Origin of the sequence: Spirulina sp. CCNP1310 (assembly GCF_034932185.1) — a bacterium.
Lineage (GTDB): Bacteria > Cyanobacteriota > Cyanobacteriia > Cyanobacteriales > Spirulinaceae > Spirulina.
Window position 1 is genome coordinate 47,761 of record NZ_JAYGHW010000007.1, and the last position, 19,012, is coordinate 66,772.

The window sequence follows — 19,012 nt, forward strand, 5'->3', positions numbered from 1 at the left end:
TCATAGGTTAAATCTGCTAAATTCAGTATTCTTGCCACTATGGGAGGTCATACCCCTCAAACAGTGGTTGACAAACCATCAAGATGATGTTGGAGGATGAGTGTTGTGATTAGTATTGGTGAAATTGTCCAAGAAGCCCTCGGCCAAGGCTGCTTAACCGTCGAAGCCGAAAATCAACTGCGCTGTCTTCTGTCCCACAGTCGCCCAGAAGATGTGCTCCTATTTAGCCAGTTGCAGGCAGAAATCATGGAAGGCCGAGTTCGACAGGAGGCCCGCGAACGCTACCACCGGCAATTGGCAGCCGCCACAGCCTAACTAGGTTCAGGGGTAGGGCAACACTCCACCCCCCAGCCCATTAATCTCCGTGCAATTCGGCGATCGCCTCCGCCTGTCGCCACAGACGATAGAGGAACGTTTCCGTGCGATCGCCCAACCGCGTCACAAAAACCCCCGTTTCCGCTTCCGGGTCAGCCCCCACCCAAGTCCCATTCAGGCAAATCTCCACATAGCCCGCATCACAAGCCGCCACCGCCACTCCACAGCCCAACTCCGGCCAGAGCAACGCCTCAAAGGTTGCCAACTCCGGCAAATCCTCCGGCAGCAAAAACGAAGCCGTCGTCGGCTCCATCGTTAACGCCGTCCCCGCATGGAGCGAAACCAACAGGCGAGATTGCAACCAGGTTTCCACCGTCATGCTCAATTGTTCGAGCCAAAAACCATCGTCAGTATAAGTTAATTTCAACATTGCTCTTAAGCCTTCAATGCTGGGCAAAAAAAATGCAAAACATTCAGCAACCGTCAACAGAAAGCCCCGCCTCTACAGTTCAGAAGCGGGGCAAAGCATAGTTGAGCTTTGACATTCAGGCACAAGTCCTTCGCCAAGGCAGCCTGTCACCGCTGAGAACCGCAAAAATTAAGATTGGCAGCTTGCCGGATTGGGGATTGACGGGGGGAATTGTGCCGTCAAAGCCAAAACTGGCGGGCAAAACCGGCGAGGTCAACCCCTCACCCCTGAGGCGATTGCCCCAGGTTTTGCCATTGGTAATTGCATTGAAATTTCCCATCTATTCCCCCTAGCCTATGGCTTTGGCCAAGTTTTGCACGAATTTAACCGCGAAGTTCGTAACCAATGTTTTTCTATACTACACTTGTAATATCCCAATGTCCACATTTTTTTGGAGGAATTTGCCACCATGCGCACCTTGACCCGCACCACCACCACCGAGATGGAAGTCACCAGTATTCGTTTAGAGCGTGAATTGAAAGATAAACTCAAAGCCCTCTCCGGCAATACCGGCTATCAAGCCTTGATCAGAGATGTCCTCTGGAGCTACGTTCAGCAAAAATCCGGCGACTACCGCCCCCAGTTTTCCCGCCAAGACCTCCGGGCCGCCGTGGAGGCGATCGCCCAAACCGATCAGCATTGCGTCCTCACCGGCACACCCATCCCCCAAAATTCCCCAATGCTCCTAGGGCTGACCACCGCCGGGGATTTTGTCCCCCTCAGCCCCGATAGTCTCCACGATTAACGCCATCCCTTAGGGAGACAAGTCTCCTCCCTCGACCCCATCCGGTAATGGCTCAAAAACAATCTCTTCGTAAAATTCCTCAATGGCCACCGTTAAATTAATGCTGGCTAAGGTGAGGCGATCGCCCGCTCGATAGCTCAGAATCAGCCAATCCCCCGCCTCATTTTTGTGATAAATATCAATCGCCATCTCCTCAGAACTGACTAACACATAATCCACTAAATTCGGATTGCGGCGATATTTTTCAAACTTCTTGCCACGGTCATAGGCCTCAGTACTAGGGGATAAAACCTCCACAATCAAGCAAGGATAAGTGATGTATTGGGTGCTGGAATTATCTCTCTGATCGCAAGTAACACTCAGATCGGGATAGGTATAGTTGCGGGTGTTGAGAATATTGACACGGCAGTCAGAATTGTATGTTTTACAACCACTACCCCGCAAATGAGGCTTAATAATCGCTAAAAAGTTTCCTGCAATATCACTATGATTTTTTGTCCCCCCACTCATTGCATAAACCCGCCCATCAATTAGCTCATGCTTTTCTAGCTGCTTTGCTTCCCAAGCAAAATACTCTTCAGGGGTAAAGTACTGCTCCTGCTCTCTAGCTGCAATCATGAGAATCTCCCACTCTAAAGGTTGTAATACCAGTTTAAACCTTATAATCCAATCCTCGCAATTCTTCCGAATTGCCCCCTTCAACCGTGCCGACTCCGTGAACCGGTCACAGTAAACCGACATTCCGCAATGAGTTAAATTTCGGTTTCAGCAGCTTTTTGTAAACGGCTTATTGCACTTTTTGCTTCTTTGAGTAAGTTATGCCAATCATCTGGAGGATGACCACTCTCTAGCATTTTCCTAAAGACTCGATAAGCATCTGTATTACTCTCATAAGCTCGCTTAGATTTTTCATCATTGACCCAAGCAAGGAGAATTATTTTACTTTCTTGATGATATCGAAAAAACAGTCGATACTGCTGAAAAAATTTGGCTCTAAACCAGTGTTTGTAATCATCGCCAAGGGTAGACCCCTGTCGATACTCATTTCGAGTTGGATCTTGAGGAATAATCTCAAAAGCTAACTTTGCTATGGCCGCTAGACGCTTTGTGGCATTGTTTTTTTGATAATCTTGGGGAAACTTGCGACGCAGATGTTCAACCTGCGCCACAAGTTCTTCAAACTGTTTAAGGAACAGAGGATGAGCAAAGATGTTCCATCCATTAATAACTAGCGGCTGATCTACTGGCAACCTTATTCGTCCTCATCCAGTAGTGGTGCATCAAGATCCAGATCAACGCCGGAGACTAAGGATTGAACATGACTGGCTAGGTCAGAACTCATTGCTCGTATCTGTTGAGGGTTCTGTTCGATATCTTGGGCAAGAAAATTTAGAAATTTCCCAAGCACTGGATCATTTTCTTCTGTCTGGCCAGCCCGCGAGATCCATACTTTGCCATTGGGCTGTATGGTGTAGCAGATTTTATCGCGCTTATTCAAGCCCAGGGCTTTGCGAACAGGCTCAGGCACTGTCGTTTGATAGCGATCCGTAAGCGTGGATTCCGGACATGGGTCTAGCGTTGCAACCATAGCGACCTTATCAGCCTGTTGATAAAACTAGATCTTAATGGTAATGCAACTGCATTGTCTTGTCAACTGTAGAGTAATTAGGTCTACAGCCTAACGATGGAGTTGAACTGTATCCGCCACACTTGCGGTGAACTGAGCAATGACGGGTTCTCCATCGGAGCATCGCCCCCACCCTTAACCCCAAACCCGCCAGGAGCGTACAATGAAAAGTCCATGCTCATTTTTGGACTTTTTGCAGGAAAACGCCCGATGCTAACAGCCACCACCACCCAAGACCCCTTAATCATTGCCGGCCGCCCCTTCACCTCCCGGCTGATGACCGGAACCGGCAAATACCGCGACTTCGCCACCATGCAGGCCAGCATCACCGCCAGTGGTTGCGAAATCGTCACCGTCGCTGTCCGCCGCGTTCAAACCCAAGCCCCCGGCCATGAAGGGTTAGCGGAAGCCATCGACTGGGGCAAAATTTGGATGCTCCCCAATACCGCCGGTTGCGCCACCGCTGAAGATGCGATCCGCGTCGCCCGCCTCGGTCGCGAAATGGCCAAACTTTTGGGTCAGGAAGACAATAACTTTGTCAAATTAGAAGTGATTCCCGATAGTAAATATTTATTACCCGATCCCATCGGCACGCTCAACGCTGCGGAGCAGTTGGTGAAAGAAGGCTTTGCGGTTCTACCCTATATCAACGCCGATCCCCTTTTGGCCAAACGGTTAGAGGAAGTCGGCTGTGCGACGGTGATGCCCTTGGGTTCCCCCATTGGTTCCGGCCAGGGGTTGAAAAATCTTGCCAATATTCAAATTATTATTGAGCAATCGCAAGTTCCCGTGATTGTCGATGCGGGCATTGGTGCGCCCAGTGAGGCGGCGGCGGCCATGGAGTTGGGGGCCGATGGGTTGTTGATCAATAGTGCGATCGCCCTCGCCCAAAATCCCCCCCAAATGGCCAAAGCCATGGCCCTCGCCGCCGAAGCCGGACGGTTAGCCTACCAAGCGGGGCGCATTCCCATCAAGGCCTACGCCGCCGCCAGTTCCCCCCTCACCGGCATCATTGCTTAAGGGGTTCTAGGAGCATTGAATGCGGTTACTCACCACCCGCCGTATTTCCAAACAGTAGGCCTGGGTATCCATCCCCCCCATTTCCGTCTGCGTGGGGGGATTGTTGGCAATTTGTTGCGTAATGCTGTTGACGCGATCGCCCGGATTCGGGTGCGTACTGAGGATCGTCATTCCCCGGCCCCCGCCTTGGCTAGCCAGCTTCGCCATAAAATTCGCCATCCCCTGGGGGTGATACCCCACCCGGCGCATAATGCTGAGGCCCAACGTATCAGAATCATTTTCATCACTGCGGCTATTGGGGAGATTAAGCGCCACCTCCACCCCCAACTGAATCACCTGAGCTTGATTCAACCCCGCAGCGGAGAGAATCCCCTGCTGAATCGCCCGTTCGCGCATTTGTTTAATGGCGTGGCGCTCAATAATATGGCCCATCTCATGGCCAATCACACCGGCCAGTTCCGCCTCCGTATCCGCCAGCACCATCAGGCCCGCATTGATATAGACAAAACCGCCCATCGTCGCAAAGGCATTAACGTTGGGATCATTCACCACCTGGAACGTAAAGTTAATGTTTCGCCGCTCTGCCGGAGTCAGCTTGTCCACCATCCGCTGGCCAATGGCGTTGATATATTGAGTGGCAAGGTGATCATTCCGCACGACCGGCGTACCATTACCCGCCAATTGCTGTTTAATTTGTTGATCGATCTGGCCACCGAGGGCCATTTCCCGTTCAGGGGACATACTGCCCAATTGAATCCCCTGGAGGACCTGCGCACCGCCGCGAATAATATCCCAAATCGAGATCGCTTGAACGGGTTGGGCAAAGAAAATCGTACAGGTGGTGAGGATTGCAATTAACCCATAAACCCAACGGGGGGGATGAGTAAAAAATTTGTTCTTCATAATTTGGGGAGGAGCAAAACCACTCTTGCGTTACATCTATGGTCTTTATTCTGGCCGATCCGACGGGATCCGTCCTCGGTTTGTTGCCAGTTTTCCCGTTGTCCGATGATAAAAAATGCTTGTTGCCCATTGAATAGTACAAAAAGATTGCACAATATGCCCCATGCAACAGGCGATCGCCTAGGCTTGACCTTTGCGAGTCATCCCAATACCAGATCGGTATAAATCTGGAACTTTATAGCGTTCAACCACATCATTGGTTCCTTCATAAATAGAGAGTAAACCCACTTCACTCGCTAGCCTCAATTCATCCTCCAAACCCTCTACTTCACTGGATTTAAAGGGAGAACGACCTATTTCCCTTAAACGTTCAACCAAGGTGCTTAAATTGGGAAACTCTTCCTCAATTAAAGCATCTAGGGTTTGCTTAGACACTTCTTCAAGAGAAGCAATTAACGCTTTTGGTCGAATCACGGTTTTACCATAGGCATTCTTGGTCTGTTCTCGCATTTCCCAGGCCTGACCTTGCTTGAACAATTGTAACAACGCACGGGGACTATGATGATTACTGCCATCGGCAATCCGTTTCCAAACCCAATTCTTCGTAAAAGCTGATTTGCCGCCCCGCATCCGTTCACCCACGAGTAAATTCCAAATATTCCAGACTTGTTGCTCTGTTAGATGGAAATCATCACTGGAGAATAAGAAACGCCCTTGGTTTTGTTGCTCTTCAATGGACTGCACTAAGGCTTTAAACCGATGGGACTGTAAAGCTGTTTTCACAATCACCTTAAAGAAATCTACAGGCTCTAACCATTGGAGTGAAACCGAGCGTCCATAAAAATGGCTTTTGTTGTCAAACTTTAATCTGCGCCAAATATCTTCCCGTAACATCACCTTAAACTTCAAGCGATGCAAATTACTTTCTAAGTCATTCACTAAAGACAGCAAACTTGAGATCGATTCTGTTCTGATGTGTTGCTCCTGTAAACCAACACCAAAGCCTGTATCTAAACCATCAATCAACAAGAAGGTTTGCACAGAGATATCTCGATCAAACCGCATCAACCAATCATGGAGCAGCAAGCCTAGCCTTGGTTTGGATAATGAATTTTCAATGCAGTTGATGAAATCCAGTTCCTTAGTTAACGGATTTGCGAGTATATCCATTAAAGCGTCATCAGGTTCTGGTGGGGCTGCTTGCCAAGATAAATGACAGGCGAGACAAACTTGCAGGAGCCAAAATTCACGCCAACTCTTTTGATGCTGCTTCAACTGCTGATCAACTTCTTTAAAGGCTTCTGGACTCAAAACCCAAAACCGCCCATCTTTGAGCGGACTAGGGGAAAGAACCACAATGGAGGGGTATTGGTCATCTTCTAGGAGACGACGAAAAATTGCGGTCTTTCCTGTTCCTTTTCGACCTAATACTAGAGGCATATCAGGGCGGATAGCTCGCTGTACTAAATCTGTTTCGACAAAAGTTTCTAATAAATGATTTTGAGCTTCTGCTGCTGCACCAGAAAATTGTAACTCTTGCAAAATTTGAGCTTTTTCATGGGCTAAATTCACAAAAGATTGCTGCTCACTGGCCATGGGCAGTAAACCCTCGATCCACTCTGCAACTGGCTCAAAATCACGCCAATATTCTGGGGCTGATAAGATTCTATCCGATGTAGCAATGGTTTCGCGATAGGGGATAAAGTGGGTAATCTCCGATTCGACCATTGGCTCAAAGTTTGGTCTTTTATCGCTCAAACTTCCCAGCCAGTTATTGATCCAACCCAGGGAGCGATGACGATATCGCTCAATGACCTCTGGTGCTTGACTCGCCGGGATCGGAGAAACAATAAATCTAGGTTCAGGGGTGAGGTTCGGTTCAGTTCTGCGATTATGGGAAGCAAGCAGAGCTTGCACTAATGCCCCAGTTCCGACTTGGGTTTGCGGGTGAGGGAAGAAAACAATAATGGCTAAATCAGCCAAGTCAAAGAGTAACGGCCCATTGAGGGGGGTGATGCCGGTTCTTGCATCCAACAAAATAACATCTGGCTTGAAGGGCAGTTCTGTGCTGAGAATATCGATCAATTCTCGTAAAGGATTGCGGTCTTCTCGATACCAAGCTTCTGGATTGATCAAGTTCAACACTCTGGCATAATTGGCATTGGGTAAACCTGCGGGCAAACAATAGAGTTCCTCTGTTTCTGAGATGCGAATAATCTGATTGCGGAGATCAGGATGTTCACCTTGGTCTAAACTTAGCAATGAGAAAATTAACCCTTGTTCTGGTTGAACTTCGTTTTCTTTCCCGAACAAAGCGGCTAATCCAGGAGCTTCTAAATCCATATCAACACACAAAACAGTGCGTCCATGATTTGCTAAAATTTGCGCTGTATAGGCAAGGGCAGTGGAGCGACCGACTCCGCCTCTGAGTGAGTAAAATGTGGCAATGATCGGACGCTTTAAATCATCCTCTAGGTCTGAGGCAAACAGGATCGTTTCAGGATGACTGGGGCGTGCTAATGCTTCTGGCCAAAGGGGCAAGTTTTCAATAGGAGCATCTAGGGGCAGAGAACCGGCCCATTCCTTTTCCTCAGGGGTGAGTAAATCTAACCATTGAATGGTTAAGGCTTCTAGTCCATTGAGGACAATTTTTTGACGTTCTGATCGAGTTTTGTGATTAAAATCGGGCGAAATCACCGCGATACGCCAGCCGACATTTTGATCCAGTTGAATGCGTAGGTCTTCAATCTCTAGATGAGCAGATGACATATTTTCTGTGATTTTTGCCTTGATCTCTGAATGGTTCATTTGTTTCTTCTCGATGGAGTCCGACGGATTTGATTCTGTATCCATCCCGTTAACTGTTTAGCTCCCTCTACTAATTCTGGATAACTCAGGGAAGTCTCAAAAGTTAGTTCGTAGCGGAGTGAAGTCTCCCATCTCTCTAGGTAAAATGTCTTTTTCCCTGTCGGATCACCAAGATCAGACAGGGAAAAATTGCAAGCTTTCCATAGGCCTCGCAAATTATGCCCATCCTGACCATGTTTTGGGAAACCCCTTCCTCGCTGCTGCAAGAATGCCTTTAAGCTGCATTCAATGGCATAACCGGCTAGATAAACAGACGTGACTGAAGTGTTTCGATTCTTGGTCATTACGTCTGCATCAGCAGCGCGTTCATTGGCCAAGTTAATCCAATCTTCTGAAGTATGTGGAGGCATATACTGAGTCAATCTAAGGCTGACGCTCTACTCATGTTAACATCCCCTGATCTCTGATGGAGTAACCGCGCCGTTTAGTCTGTCCCCGTCCCTAGGGAAACGAGAGCGTCAATCTCACCCATTGTCACCGCGCTTGTAGGTATTCTACCTTCGAGGCTAGATTCGTCTTGGGGTAAGGCGTTCAGCTTTTTTGCTCTGTCCGCTAGGGCGATCGCCCCCTTCCAGCCCTCCCCCCATTTCTTAAAATTGTCCGATTGAATTCTTTCTCAAGGCAAAAATACCGCTAAAGTGAGTCTTTGGCTGAGTTAGACGCAACATAAAATATGCCTATTTCCCAAGCATCCCCCGCCTTGCTCGTTCTCGCTGATGGCAGCATCTACCACGGCTTTTCCTTCGGAGCAACGGGGACGGCCATCGGTGAAGTCGTCTTCAATACCGGCATGACGGGCTACCAAGAGGTACTCACCGATCCCAGCTATCGCGGTCAAATTATCACCTTCACCTATCCAGAACTGGGGAATACCGGGGTCAATGCTGAGGATGAAGAATCAGACCACCCCCAAATCCGTGCCGTCATTGCCCGCAATATTTGCCATCGCCCCAGCAATTGGCGATCGACCCAATCCCTCCCTGACTACCTCAAACAGTATAAAATTCCCGGCATCTATGGCTTAGATACCCGCGCCCTCACCCGGCGACTCCGTTCCGCAGGGGCGATGAATGGTGGCATCTCCACGGAAATCCTCGATCCGGAAGAACTGCTGCGCCAAGTACAATCCGCTCCCTCCATGGCCGGGCAAAATTTGGTCAAAGAAGTCACCACGCCTCAGGTTTACGAATGGCAAACCCCCACCGATACCGCTTGGGAATTCAGTGCCACCACCGGGAGCAATGAGCCGCCTTTAACTGTGGTGGCCATTGATTTTGGTGTGAAGCGGAATATTCTCAACCGTTTGGCCAGCTATGGCTGTCGCGTTATCGTTGTTCCCGCCAGCACCCCCCCGGAGGAAATCCTCAGCCATAACCCCGATGGCATTTTCCTCTCCAATGGCCCCGGCGATCCCGCCGCCGTCACTGAAGGCATTGCTACCGCCACCGCTCTCCTCGCAGCGAAAAAACCCACTTTCGGGATTTGCATGGGCCACCAGATCCTCGGCCTGTCCCTCGGTGCCGAAACCTTTAAGCTCAAGTTTGGCCATCGGGGTTTGAATCAACCCTGCGGTTTAGCGCAACAGGTGGAGATTACCAGCCAAAACCATGGCTTTGCTGTCACCGCAGATTCTTTGGGGGAAGATGTGGAAATCACCCATCTCAATCTTAATGATCAAACGGTGGCGGGCCTGCGCCATAAAACTCTGCCTTTGTTCTCGGTGCAGTATCACCCGGAAGCTAGCCCCGGCCCCCATGATGCGGATTATTTGTTTAAGCAGTTTGTGGATTTGATGCGGGAGCATCGGGCCGCTGCCTAGTCGCTGCTGGGTCAGCCTGTTATACTGAGGGACTGATCAACTGCCGTTTAGAGTAGGGAGGGTAGAGCCATTCCTGAACAACTGAATCTCACCGTGAGCCTGCGGGGTACACGGGAAATCAAAGAAAACTGTCAAATTTTTCGGCTGACGGGTTTGCTGGATGCTTTTTCTGAGCCGACATTCCGCCGGGTTTTGGGGGAATGTATTGATGCGGGCCCGAAGCACGTTGTCCTGGCACTGTCGCAAATTGATTTTGTCGATAGTTCGGGTCTGGGTGCTTTGGTGCAATTGGTGAAACAGGCCCAAAATGCGGGGGGGACGCTCCAGATTGTCAGTAATCCCCGTGTGACTCAGACGGTGAAGCTGGTGCGGCTGGAAAAATTCCTGTCGTTGCAGCCTTCCGTTGAGGAGGCGATCGCCAATGTTCCCCCCCAATAGGATGCTGTAAATGCCTGGGGGTGAACACCAAATTCCTGATTTTGAGATGAGGCAATGGACGCGGCAGCGGTTGAATCTTCTTCAACCCCTACCGCGTTCCCTTTGTCAGGTGGAGCAACTGTCACCAACAGTGCTGGCCTACATTGGGGATGGTGTTTATGAATTATTAATGCGTATGTATTACCTTCTCCCTCCCCAACGGATTGCCTCCTATCATCAAGAGGTGGTGGCACAGGTGCGGGCAGAGCAACAGGCGGCCCAGTTAATGCGGATTGCGCCCTACCTCACGCCCCGAGAACAGGATCTCTGTCGTCGGGGTCGCAATGCGGCCAAACGTCCCCCCGCCCGGTTAGATCCCGCCATTTATCAGCAGGCCAGCAGCCTCGAAACCTTATTTGGGTATCTTTATCTCACCGATCCCGCCCGCTTAAGTGAATTACTCCATTATTTTGAATTTTAAATTTCCATGAATACCAGGGATGATTTGGTTTATGGTCGCCATGCGGTGGCGGCGGCCTTGGGGGGCGATCGCCCCCCCACCCGCCTTTGGGTGACGGCAAAAGTCCGCCAAGATAGCCGCATTGGCCCCTTGATTGCAGCGGCAAAGGAGGGGGGGATGGTGATTGATGAAGTGCCGGTGCATCGGTTGAGCCAGATGACCCAGGGGGGCAACCACCAAGGCATTGTTGCCCAAGTGATCCCCTATGAATATTGGGATCTGACCCGCTTAATTGCCCACGCCGCAACGGTCAGTGAGCAGCCGGTGATTATTGTTGCTGATAGTATTAACGATCCCCATAATTTGGGGGCGATGATCCGCACAGCAGAAGCGATGGGGGCGCAGGGGTTGGTGATTCCGGCTCGGCGGGCGGTGGGGATTACACCCACGGTGTTTAAAGTGGCCGCTGGTGCGCTGGAAACCTTCCCCGTGGCGCGGGTGACGAATATTCAACAGGCGTTGATGGAATTGAAAACTTCCGGATTTTGGATCTATGGGACGGCAGCCCATAGCCCCCAACCCATCTATCAGGTGGATTTACAGGGGGCGATCGCCCTTGTCATCGGCTCCGAAGGCCGGGGTCTCGGCACGTTAACCGAGCGTAATTGTGATAGTTTGGTGGCAATCCCACTCCAGGGTAATGTCCCCAGCCTAAACGCCTCCGTCGCGATGGCAATGGTGTTGTATGAGGTTTTTCGGCAACGCTGGCCAGGAAGCAATGGGCAAACTGTGTCAGATGCGACTTTAAAAAAAGTGGCAGAGGGAGTATAAAGTAGAGTAAAAATCAGCAATTATTAAGGAATGTAAAGCTGAGGTCGTGGGACCCTAGCTCACTGCGTTTAAAAACAACCGTTTTGGGGGATGAGATGAAAGAAATTTGGCTGAAGTTTCTCGAGGCAACCGGCAAAGCCTTTTGGGTTGAGATCACCACAGAGCAGCCCCGTTGTACCTACTATTTTGGGCCCTTTGCCAGTGCTTTGGAGGCCCAGGAGTCCAGTCCGGGTTATATCGAAGACCTCAAGGAAGAAGGGGCCCAGGGCATCCGTACCGCCATCAAACAGATGAAGCCGAATGACTTAACCATTGATGACTCCATGGGGGAGATCATTGATCCTGAGACAATCCCCGCTCTCAGTGGTCAGTTGTTTGTACGGGGATAGGTGCTTTCAACTCTGGCAGGATGGCGATCGCCAGCCATCCCGATGCGCTGTTAGCCAATCGCGGATCAGGGTTGTCACCGTTTCGGGCATTTCCCATGGCAAAAGATGGGCAGTATCAGGGAAGCAAGACCAATCACAGTGGGGCAGTGCTGCCGCTGTTTCCTGACTGGCAGCGGCGGTAATGTGAACATCTTCAGCCCCCGCCAACATCAGGGCGGGCATCGTCAACCGGGGTAAATCCTCTAAGCGGTTATAGCCTTGTTTAAGGGCGGCGTTGAGGGCGCGGTGGGCGTGGCGACTGGTCTGGATATAGGCAGCCGTCCCGGCCTGGGCTAAATAGCCGTAGGGGGTCGGGGTCTGTTGGTGGATGAGGTGACGCAGGAGCGATCGCCTTCCAAATGTATCAATATTCCATTGCCAGCCCGGTTTAAGGCTGTTCAACAGGGCCGCGATCCCCGTGGCCGCCAATTCCCAACCAGAAACCGGGGGGTGTTTGCCCCTGGGCCGGGCAGCAGTACCAATCAGGATCAAGCCTGGATAACGATGGGGCGCTCTTAAAGCCAATTCCATCGCCAAAATCCCCCCCAATGACCAGCCCAACAGCAAACAGCGATCAATCCCCTCCTGAGCGAGTAACGCTTCCAAATCCGTCACATGGGCCGCCATCGAAAAGGGTTCTCGCACTTGGCTATGGCCGTAACCCCGTAAATCTGGGGCAAGGGTGCGGTAATGGGGGGCAAGGGCTTCGGTAAATACGCCCATGGCCCGCCCAGAGCCGGGATGGCCATGGAGGCAGAGGAGAGGAAAGCCTTCGCCTCGACGTTCGACATGGAGGGGGATCGGTTGGAGCATGGGGGGACAATTGGGGAAATGGCCAGGGGGGCGATCGCCCGCCCCCGATTCTCACTTAGATTAAAGCTTGATCGTCAATCCATCGCGGCGATCGCCCTTTCTGTCCCGCTGGATCCACAGGGGACTCAAGAAAATGATAGGATGGACGCTCGCCTTTGCCTATTCGTAAAGCTTTTACAAAACACCCTGATGAAGACGCAAAATTTCGCCCTGTTTACCGCCACACTGCTTTTAGTCTTAGGCTCCAATTATCTCACCCCCGATGCCAGCGAAGGGAAAGTGGCCAGCCACCTCACCCCCAGCACCCTCGTCCCGGAAACCCCCGTCGCCGCCAGCCTATTCGCCATGGTCTACGCCGCTGGCATTAGTGATCTAGGAACCCAACGCCCTGAACTGATCACCCTGCAAGATTAGCAGCGAACTTTGCCCAATTTTGGCTGATATGAAATCCGCTTAGTTAATGTAGGGGCGTTGGCGTAAGCCTGCCGGAGGCACAAAAATTTTTCGCCCCTACGCTGATGAATTCTATACAACCAGTCCTACCCTCTAAAGCCCCTCGCCCACCTTGGGAGAGGGGTTTCGGTTGACATCCTCCCCGGCCTAAAGGCACGGGGATTCCCAGTCTGCCCACACTAAGTGGACTCCTGATGGGTAGACAGACAAGCAACCGCCCCAGATTGAGGTCTAACACTACTTAACGCCTGTCCATTCAGGTCGGCAAGCCCTGCCGCCATAATATTCACACTGGCATTCACGTCCCGGTCTTGTTCTGCACCACAGTTGAGGCACAGTACCGACCGCACAGAGAGATCCAATTTCCCCCACCGATAACCACAGCAGGAGCAAACCTGAGAAGTGGGTTCCCATCGGTTGATCACTCTCACCTCTCGGTTTTGAATCAGGGTTGCCTTGGCTTCACACATCGTTCTGATGTCTCGCCAGCCAGCCCCACTAATTGCCCTGGCTAGACAGCGATTCTTCACCATGCCGGCAACGTTGAGATCCTCCAGCACCACGACGCTGTTTTCTCGCACCAAACGGCTCGCCAGCTTTTGGTTAGTATCCTTACGGATATCCCGTTGTCTTGCCTCTGTGCGGGCGATCGCCATCCGCAACGACTCACGCCGCCTTGACCCTTTCATCGCCCTGGCTAGTTTGCGTTTACCTTTGCGGAGCTTCTGATCTAAGGCGCGGGTGTCCCTCGCCTTGACCTTTTCGCCCGTGCTTAATGTGGCGAGGGTTTCAATGCCCAGATCTACGCCGACCCCTTGGTTTTTGAGTTCGACGATGACAGGCTCCACCTCTACCACAAAGCTCAGGAAATATCGACCTGCACAGTCCTTGAGCACCGTCACTGAACTGGGTTCAGAGGGTAACGGTCTTGACCATTTCGTTTTCAGCTTGCCAATTTTGGCGAGATAGACCTTCTCCTCCTTGATCGAAAATCCCCGCTGGGTAAACCGTGCTGATTGACGGTTGAGCTTCTTTTTGAATCGAGGAAAGCCAACTCTCGACCCCTTTCGCTTACTGCTACGGGACTCGAAAAAGTTTTTGAGGGCTGTCCCCAAATTCATCACCGATTGCTGCAAGGCTACAACCGATACACCTGACAACCAATTTCGGGCAGGGTCTTTCTTGGCTTGGGTAATGACCAAGCGTTGCAACTGGGCATTACTGGGCCATTTCTCACCCTGAGGAATCGCCTTAATCAGAGCCAGGGCATCGTTCCACACCACACGACAACATCCGAACAGCTTGGCTAGTTCGGTTTGCTGACCTGGGGTGGGATAGATTCTGTACTGATATCGGCTTTTCATGGTGCTAGGATACCAAAGATAGAGAGGATTGGAGCGATAAACTCCAGCAGAAAAGCCGCCCTAGAAGGCTTGCCCTGAGCTTGCCGAAGGGGCGGGGCTTCAGACCCATTAGTTTCGGGTGAGGGTTCAAGCAAACTGACTCAACAACGGCGCAGCCCCCAATAACGTCCGCGTGTAGGGGTGTTGGGGATTCGTAAACAGTTCCTCCGTTGGCCCCATTTCGACAATTTTGCCCCCCTGCATCACCGCAATGCGATCGCACAAAAACCGCGCCACCCAAAGATCATGGGTGATAAACAAATAGGTGAGGTTAAACTCCCCCTGGAGATCCCGCATCAGATCTAAAACCTGCGACTGTACCGTGGCATCGAGCATACTCACCGGCTCATCACAGATCAGGAGTTGGGGTTGGGTAATTAAGGCACGGGCGATCGCCACCCGTTGCTGTTGCCCCCCCGAAAGCTCACGGGGAAAACGATCCATATAATCCGCCACGGGGGTAAGGCCCACCCGTGCCAAGATCGCAGCCACCTGCGCCTGCACCGCATCCCCTTGGGCTAAACCGTGGATCAACAACGGATCAGCAATACTTTGGCCCACCGTCATTAAAGGATTGAGACAAGCCAAGGGATCTTGGAAAATCATCTGCATTTGCCGCCGGAGGGGCCGCAGTTCCCTCGGCGCTAACTGGGTAATATCCTGGCCGTTTAACTCCACCATTCCCGCCGTGGGGCGCACCAACTGCAAAATCGTCCGGGATAACGTACTTTTCCCGCAGCCCGATTCCCCCACCAAACCCAACACCTCGCCCTGATAAAGCTCAAAACTGACATCATCCACCGCCTTAATCACTGGTGCAGTTTTCCCTGAAAACCACTGCTGTAACAGACTCGATTCAAGGCTGTAATGTTGTTTTAAATGGCTGACCCGCAGGAGCGGAACCGGGGCAGTTTCCGGTTCCGGTTCGGGGGTTTGCAGGGCTTGGATATGGAGAGCCGCCTCTAGGAGCGATTGGGTATAGGCGTGCTGGGGTTGGGTGAGAATATCCCGTGCTGGCCCCGTTTCCACCATTTCCCCCTGATACATCACCGCAACGCGATCGCAATATTCCGCCACCAAGGCCAAATCATGGGAAATCAACATTAACCCTAAATTGCGCTCTTGGCATAACCGGGTTAATTCTCGCAAAATTTCCGCCGAAACCGTCACATCCAGGCTCGTCGTCGGTTCATCGGCAATGATTAACTTGGGTTCAAGGAGGAGGGCGAGGGCGATCGCCACCCGTTGGCGCATCCCGCCGCTGAACTCATGGGGATATTGCCCCCAGCGGGCCGCCGGAATCCGCACCGCCTCTAAAACCTCTAAAGATTTGGCCTTGGCCTGTTTGTTGCTCAACTGGGGACGATGGGCTTGGAGCGTTTCCAGGCAATGATCCCCAATGGTCATCAAGGGATCGAGGCGTGTCATCGGATCTTGAAAAACGAGGGCGATCGCCTCCCCGCGAAACCGCTGCAACTGGGAGCGATCCAACTCAAAAATAGAACGCCCTTCTAAAAAAATATCCCCCTCAATCTGGGCCGTTGGCGGCAACAGCCGCAACATTGCCCGGCCGAGCGTACTTTTCCCACAACCCGACTCCCCCACAAACCCCAACCGTTCTCCCGCATCAATGCGAAAAGAAACACCATCCACAGCCCAAACCTTTTCCCCATAGGGAGTCGGATAGGCAATTCTAAGCTGTTCCACCCGGAGCAAATCCACCATGAAATCACCGCCAAATTCTTTGCTTTATCTTAAAGGTTGCCGGGGGAATGGCAAGAAACCTAACGCAGTTTTTGTTTAATAAACTGTACCAACTGACCCATTTGTTTTTTGAGTAGGGTAATTTCTTTCTCCATCTGTGCCACTTTTTGATTGAGGGCTTGCAGTTCCGCCGGACTACTGCCGCCACCGCCAGCAGCGGGGGCCGGAGCCGGGGCAGGGGGTGCTGCAACGGGGGCAACTTTGAGGGTTTTCTTCTTGAGGGCAGACTTCTGCATCGCCTCTTTAATCGCCGTCACCAATTGATTTTTTTCAAAGGGTTTTTCAACAAAGGCAAAAAATTCAAAGGGTTCCGGCAATTTTTCCGTGACTTCCTCTTTCCGGCCAGACATCAACATCAGAGGGATAACCGCCAGCTTAGGATCCTGCTGAATTTCTTGATAGACTTCCCAACCATTTTTCTTGGGAAGCAGAAAGTCCAGCATGATCAGGGTGGGATTTTCTGCGCGAATCAAGTTGAGGCCTTCGATCCCGTCTTTGGCTTCGATGACTTCCACGTTACCAACGGGGAGCATATCTTTCACCATGCGTCGGATCACCCGACTGTCATCAATTACAAGAATCTTCTGACTAGCCACAACTAACTCCTCTTGGGGGGAATATTAAGCATTGATCCTACATTAGTCTAGCTCTTGCGGAAAGGGCAATTTTTTGCTGTTGGCGAAAAATAGAACCCACCCCGCCCTCACCCCCTCAATCCCCCTCTCCCAAAAATGGGGAGAGGGGGAAGCCGGAAATACCTGTCCGGCTCCCCTTCTCCCGACCTGGGAGAAGGGGTTGGGGGATGAGGCAACAGAGACGGGGGTGGGTAAACGCTAAAATGCAAGGATTGAGTTTTGAAGGAATTCCACTGTGGTGCAGGCTCGTTCTGAATTGGCGGCGTTGCCGCCGTGGTTGCGGCGACCGATTGGTAAAGCCAGCGAGCTTTCCACTGTCCAGCGCATTATCCGGCAGCGCAATATTCATACGATTTGTGAGGAGGGGCGATGCCCCAACCGGGGGGAATGTTACGGCCAGGGGACGGCAACTTTTTTGTTGATGGGGCCGACCTGTACCCGCAGTTGTGGCTTTTGCCAGGTGGATAAGGGCCATGCCCCGATGCCCTTAGATCCCACAGAACCCCAGAAAGTGGCGGAAGCGGTGCAATTACTCAACCTCCGCTATGTGGTACTCACTGCGGTGGCGCGGGATGATCTCCCCGATGGGGGGGCAGGGGTGTTTGTGGCGACGATGAAGGCAATTCGGGCGGTGAATCCTCACACAGAAATTGAAGTGTTAACGCCGGATTTTTGGAGCGGTTTAGGGTATGAAGCGGCCCAGGGCGATCGCATTGCCCAAGTGGTGGCGGCCCAACCCGCCTGCTATAACCACAATTTAGAAACGGTGGCGCGGCTTCAGGGGCCGGTGCGGCGGGGGGCGAAGTACGATCGCTCCCTAGCTGTCTTAGCCACGGTAAAGCAAATCAATCCCGCCATTCCCACGAAATCGGGGTTAATGTTGGGATTGGGGGAAACAGAGCCGGAAATTGAGCAAACTTTGCAGGATTTACGGGCGGTGGGGTGCGATCGCCTCACCTTGGGGCAATATCTGCGCCCCTCCCTGGCCCATTTACCCGTGGTTAAATATTGGACACCGGCAGAATTTGACCATTGGGGGGAACGGGCGCGATCGCTCGGTTTCACTCATGTCCGCTCCGGCCCCTTAGTGCGGAGTTCCTACCATGCCGGGGAACCCTAAACCCGCTTTGCCCATCAAATCAGCCTTGTGCCATTGCTAGGAGGAACAGTTATGGATCGATGGATGCCCATGGGTTTAATCATGACGGGGGCTGTTGCCCTCGCCACCCTCAGCCCCACGGCCCAAGCCCAAGATGCCGAGGATTATCAATATTGGGCGGATCGCTGTCGGGAAGAAATCGGCACTGTTGGCCTCGAAGCCTGTGAAAAGGCGATCGCCCTCGATGACCGCGATCCTGCCCTTTGGCTCAATCAGGGAGTGAAGTACGACCGGGATCTCCGGGAACCCAATCGCGCCCTCGTTGCCTATCGAGAAGCAATCCAACGGGATCCCGATCAAAACTATGCCCTCGCTTGGTATAACCAATGCGCCGTTTTGCTCAAGCTGGCCAACGATCCCCGCCATAATGACGCTGAGATTCTGTTGCCCATTTTCACAGAGCTTGAACTGATCACCCCCGAAACCAGCGATACAGAGCGAGAACTATTTGCCAGCGATCGCACCCTCCTGTATCAAAGTGTGGTGAAAAGTTGCGATCGCGCCCTCAACGGCGATGACAATTGGGGAACCGCCAGCCCCGCCCGGGCCTGGAACAATATCGGCTATGCCCAGGATGAACTAGGGCAATACCAAGACGCTCTAGCTGCCTACGAAAACGCGCTCCTGCAAGACCCCAACCACATCAACGCCCTCAACAACAAAGGCATCACCCTCGAAAACCTCAACCGCTACCCCGAAGCCCTCGCCGCCTACGATGCTGCCCTCGCCCTCGACCCCAACTACGAACGAGCCAGCCGCAACCGCGCCCGCCTCCTCCAACTCCAACCCGACCTAGAAACCGATCCCCCCGAACCCGACAACGCAGACGAATAAAAGGCAGAAGGCAGAAGGCAGAATTATTCATCCTTCCCCCTTCATCCTT

General features: G+C 52.0%; 24 protein-coding genes. 12 read left to right on the forward strand and 12 right to left on the reverse strand.

Going from position 1 to position 19,012, the window contains the following annotated elements:
* Positions 1-96 precede the first annotated feature (96 nt).
* Positions 97-315: a hypothetical protein gene (locus VB712_RS03505; protein ID WP_323252176.1), complete on the forward strand. Its 219-nt coding sequence runs from the start codon at positions 97-99 to the stop codon at positions 313-315.
* A 40-nt stretch (positions 316-355) separates the two neighbouring features.
* On the opposite strand, the gene VB712_RS03510 is transcribed toward VB712_RS03505, so the two are convergent.
* Entirely contained in the window at positions 356-745 is a 390-nt protein-coding gene (locus VB712_RS03510; protein ID WP_323252178.1) for an alr0857 family protein, read from the reverse strand.
* Between the two features lie 115 nt (positions 746-860).
* Positions 861-1,064, reverse strand: coding sequence for a hypothetical protein (locus VB712_RS03515; protein WP_323252180.1), 204 nt, complete (start codon positions 1,062-1,064; stop codon positions 861-863).
* Between the two features lie 129 nt (positions 1,065-1,193).
* Here VB712_RS03515 and VB712_RS03520 point away from each other — a divergent pair, with 129 nt between their 5' ends.
* Positions 1,194-1,529, forward strand: a complete 336-nt coding sequence (locus VB712_RS03520; RefSeq protein ID WP_323252183.1) for a hypothetical protein — start codon at positions 1,194-1,196, stop codon at positions 1,527-1,529.
* Positions 1,530-1,538: 9 nt separating this feature from the next.
* Here the strand turns inward: VB712_RS03520 and VB712_RS03525 are convergent, their stop codons facing one another.
* The 3 genes from VB712_RS03525 to VB712_RS03535 form a co-directional block, all read right to left on the reverse strand.
* Entirely contained in the window at positions 1,539-2,147 is a 609-nt protein-coding gene (locus VB712_RS03525; RefSeq protein WP_323252185.1) for a Uma2 family endonuclease, read from the reverse strand.
* Positions 2,148-2,281: 134 nt separating this feature from the next.
* Positions 2,282-2,779 carry a type II toxin-antitoxin system YhaV family toxin gene (locus VB712_RS03530; RefSeq protein ID WP_323252187.1) on the reverse strand — a complete coding sequence of 166 codons (498 nt, stop codon included), beginning with the start codon at positions 2,777-2,779 and terminating at the stop codon, positions 2,282-2,284.
* 2 nt (positions 2,780-2,781) lie between these two features.
* Positions 2,782-3,117, reverse strand: coding sequence for a type II toxin-antitoxin system PrlF family antitoxin (locus VB712_RS03535; protein WP_323252189.1), 336 nt, complete (start codon positions 3,115-3,117; stop codon positions 2,782-2,784).
* A 249-nt stretch (positions 3,118-3,366) separates the two neighbouring features.
* Here VB712_RS03535 and VB712_RS03540 point away from each other — a divergent pair, with 249 nt between their 5' ends.
* Positions 3,367-4,176 carry a thiazole synthase gene (locus VB712_RS03540; protein WP_323252191.1) on the forward strand — a complete coding sequence of 270 codons (810 nt, stop codon included), beginning with the start codon at positions 3,367-3,369 and terminating at the stop codon, positions 4,174-4,176.
* 6 nt (positions 4,177-4,182) lie between these two features.
* Here the strand turns inward: VB712_RS03540 and VB712_RS03545 are convergent, their stop codons facing one another.
* The 3 genes from VB712_RS03545 to VB712_RS03555 all read right to left on the reverse strand — a co-directional run bounded on the left by VB712_RS03545 (position 4,183) and on the right by VB712_RS03555 (position 8,297).
* Positions 4,183-5,079, reverse strand: coding sequence for a M48 family metallopeptidase (locus tag VB712_RS03545; RefSeq protein ID WP_323252193.1), 897 nt, complete (start codon positions 5,077-5,079; stop codon positions 4,183-4,185).
* Between the two features lie 180 nt (positions 5,080-5,259).
* Positions 5,260-7,932 (reverse strand): P-loop ATPase, Sll1717 family, encoded by a 2,673-nt coding sequence (locus tag VB712_RS03550; protein WP_323252195.1) that lies wholly within the window; start codon positions 7,930-7,932, stop codon positions 5,260-5,262.
* The gene (locus VB712_RS03555) at positions 7,884-8,297 is read right to left on the reverse strand and encodes a HEPN domain-containing protein (RefSeq protein WP_323252197.1); all 414 of its coding nucleotides are present in this window, start codon (positions 8,295-8,297) and stop codon (positions 7,884-7,886) included. The genes VB712_RS03550 and VB712_RS03555 overlap by 49 nt, the downstream gene beginning before the upstream one ends.
* Before the next feature lie 323 nt (positions 8,298-8,620).
* Between VB712_RS03555 and carA the strand changes: the two genes are divergently transcribed.
* The 5 genes from carA to VB712_RS03580 all read left to right on the forward strand — a co-directional run bounded on the left by carA (position 8,621) and on the right by VB712_RS03580 (position 11,863).
* A complete protein-coding gene (gene carA, locus VB712_RS03560; protein WP_323252199.1) occupies positions 8,621-9,766 on the forward strand; it encodes a glutamine-hydrolyzing carbamoyl-phosphate synthase small subunit in 1,146 nt (381 codons plus the stop codon).
* An 81-nt stretch (positions 9,767-9,847) separates the two neighbouring features.
* A complete protein-coding gene (locus VB712_RS03565; RefSeq protein ID WP_416236241.1) occupies positions 9,848-10,204 on the forward strand; it encodes an STAS domain-containing protein in 357 nt (118 codons plus the stop codon).
* Positions 10,205-10,214: 10 nt separating this feature from the next.
* Complete coding sequence (locus tag VB712_RS03570; RefSeq protein ID WP_323252203.1) at positions 10,215-10,664, forward strand: Mini-ribonuclease 3; 450 nt, start codon at positions 10,215-10,217, stop codon at positions 10,662-10,664.
* A gap of 6 nt (positions 10,665-10,670) precedes the next feature.
* Complete coding sequence (rlmB, locus tag VB712_RS03575) at positions 10,671-11,474, forward strand: 23S rRNA (guanosine(2251)-2'-O)-methyltransferase RlmB (RefSeq protein WP_323252205.1); 804 nt, start codon at positions 10,671-10,673, stop codon at positions 11,472-11,474.
* A 95-nt stretch (positions 11,475-11,569) separates the two neighbouring features.
* Positions 11,570-11,863 carry a DUF1816 domain-containing protein gene (locus VB712_RS03580; RefSeq protein ID WP_323252207.1) on the forward strand — a complete coding sequence of 98 codons (294 nt, stop codon included), beginning with the start codon at positions 11,570-11,572 and terminating at the stop codon, positions 11,861-11,863.
* Between the two features lie 6 nt (positions 11,864-11,869).
* Here VB712_RS03580 and VB712_RS03585 read toward each other — a convergent pair whose 3' ends face one another.
* Positions 11,870-12,715, reverse strand: coding sequence for an alpha/beta hydrolase (locus VB712_RS03585; RefSeq protein ID WP_323252209.1), 846 nt, complete (start codon positions 12,713-12,715; stop codon positions 11,870-11,872).
* Between the two features lie 189 nt (positions 12,716-12,904).
* Between VB712_RS03585 and VB712_RS03590 the strand changes: the two genes are divergently transcribed.
* Positions 12,905-13,129 carry a hypothetical protein gene (locus tag VB712_RS03590; RefSeq protein WP_323252211.1) on the forward strand — a complete coding sequence of 75 codons (225 nt, stop codon included), beginning with the start codon at positions 12,905-12,907 and terminating at the stop codon, positions 13,127-13,129.
* A 218-nt stretch (positions 13,130-13,347) separates the two neighbouring features.
* Here VB712_RS03590 and VB712_RS03595 read toward each other — a convergent pair whose 3' ends face one another.
* From VB712_RS03595 to VB712_RS03605, 3 genes are all read right to left on the reverse strand, one after another.
* Positions 13,348-14,532, reverse strand: coding sequence for an RNA-guided endonuclease TnpB family protein (locus VB712_RS03595; protein WP_323252212.1), 1,185 nt, complete (start codon positions 14,530-14,532; stop codon positions 13,348-13,350).
* 126 nt (positions 14,533-14,658) lie between these two features.
* Positions 14,659-16,296 (reverse strand): ABC transporter ATP-binding protein, encoded by a 1,638-nt coding sequence (locus VB712_RS03600; protein WP_323252214.1) that lies wholly within the window; start codon positions 16,294-16,296, stop codon positions 14,659-14,661.
* A gap of 59 nt (positions 16,297-16,355) precedes the next feature.
* Positions 16,356-16,931 carry a response regulator gene (locus VB712_RS03605; protein WP_323252216.1) on the reverse strand — a complete coding sequence of 192 codons (576 nt, stop codon included), beginning with the start codon at positions 16,929-16,931 and terminating at the stop codon, positions 16,356-16,358.
* Between the two features lie 79 nt (positions 16,932-17,010).
* Between VB712_RS03605 and VB712_RS03610 the strand changes: the two genes are divergently transcribed.
* From VB712_RS03610 to VB712_RS03620, 3 genes are read left to right on the forward strand one after another with little or no spacing between them, the layout of a single operon-like run.
* A complete protein-coding gene (locus VB712_RS03610; protein ID WP_323252218.1) occupies positions 17,011-17,172 on the forward strand; it encodes a hypothetical protein in 162 nt (53 codons plus the stop codon).
* A 33-nt stretch (positions 17,173-17,205) separates the two neighbouring features.
* Positions 17,206-18,090: a lipoyl synthase gene (gene lipA / locus VB712_RS03615; RefSeq protein WP_323252220.1), complete on the forward strand. Its 885-nt coding sequence runs from the start codon at positions 17,206-17,208 to the stop codon at positions 18,088-18,090.
* A 51-nt stretch (positions 18,091-18,141) separates the two neighbouring features.
* Positions 18,142-18,963 carry a tetratricopeptide repeat protein gene (locus VB712_RS03620; RefSeq protein WP_323252221.1) on the forward strand — a complete coding sequence of 274 codons (822 nt, stop codon included), beginning with the start codon at positions 18,142-18,144 and terminating at the stop codon, positions 18,961-18,963.
* The last annotated feature ends 49 nt before the right edge of the window (positions 18,964-19,012 follow it).

Coding starts and splice junctions, on each gene's coding strand:
- VB712_RS03570 (WP_323252203.1), top strand. CDS start 10,215: ATGCCTGGGGGTGAACACCAAATTCCTGATTTTGAGATGAGGCAATGG.
- VB712_RS03590 (WP_323252211.1), top strand. CDS start 12,905: ATGAAGACGCAAAATTTCGCCCTGTTTACCGCCACACTGCTTTTAGTC.
- VB712_RS03525 (WP_323252185.1), bottom strand. CDS start 2,147: ATGATTGCAGCTAGAGAGCAGGAGCAGTACTTTACCCCTGAAGAGTAT.
- VB712_RS03620 (WP_323252221.1), top strand. CDS start 18,142: ATGGATCGATGGATGCCCATGGGTTTAATCATGACGGGGGCTGTTGCC.
- VB712_RS03545 (WP_323252193.1), bottom strand. CDS start 5,079: ATGAAGAACAAATTTTTTACTCATCCCCCCCGTTGGGTTTATGGGTTA.
- VB712_RS03555 (WP_323252197.1), bottom strand. CDS start 8,297: ATGCCTCCACATACTTCAGAAGATTGGATTAACTTGGCCAATGAACGC.
- VB712_RS03505 (WP_323252176.1), top strand. CDS start 97: ATGAGTGTTGTGATTAGTATTGGTGAAATTGTCCAAGAAGCCCTCGGC.
- VB712_RS03585 (WP_323252209.1), bottom strand. CDS start 12,715: ATGCTCCAACCGATCCCCCTCCATGTCGAACGTCGAGGCGAAGGCTTT.
- VB712_RS03510 (WP_323252178.1), bottom strand. CDS start 745: ATGTTGAAATTAACTTATACTGACGATGGTTTTTGGCTCGAACAATTG.
- VB712_RS03600 (WP_323252214.1), bottom strand. CDS start 16,296: ATGGTGGATTTGCTCCGGGTGGAACAGCTTAGAATTGCCTATCCGACT.
- VB712_RS03535 (WP_323252189.1), bottom strand. CDS start 3,117: ATGGTTGCAACGCTAGACCCATGTCCGGAATCCACGCTTACGGATCGC.
- VB712_RS03580 (WP_323252207.1), top strand. CDS start 11,570: ATGAAAGAAATTTGGCTGAAGTTTCTCGAGGCAACCGGCAAAGCCTTT.
- VB712_RS03550 (WP_323252195.1), bottom strand. CDS start 7,932: ATGGATACAGAATCAAATCCGTCGGACTCCATCGAGAAGAAACAAATG.
- VB712_RS03515 (WP_323252180.1), bottom strand. CDS start 1,064: ATGGGAAATTTCAATGCAATTACCAATGGCAAAACCTGGGGCAATCGC.
- VB712_RS03540 (WP_323252191.1), top strand. CDS start 3,367: ATGCTAACAGCCACCACCACCCAAGACCCCTTAATCATTGCCGGCCGC.
- rlmB (WP_323252205.1), top strand. CDS start 10,671: ATGAATACCAGGGATGATTTGGTTTATGGTCGCCATGCGGTGGCGGCG.
- VB712_RS03520 (WP_323252183.1), top strand. CDS start 1,194: ATGCGCACCTTGACCCGCACCACCACCACCGAGATGGAAGTCACCAGT.
- VB712_RS03595 (WP_323252212.1), bottom strand. CDS start 14,532: ATGAAAAGCCGATATCAGTACAGAATCTATCCCACCCCAGGTCAGCAA.
- carA (WP_323252199.1), top strand. CDS start 8,621: ATGCCTATTTCCCAAGCATCCCCCGCCTTGCTCGTTCTCGCTGATGGC.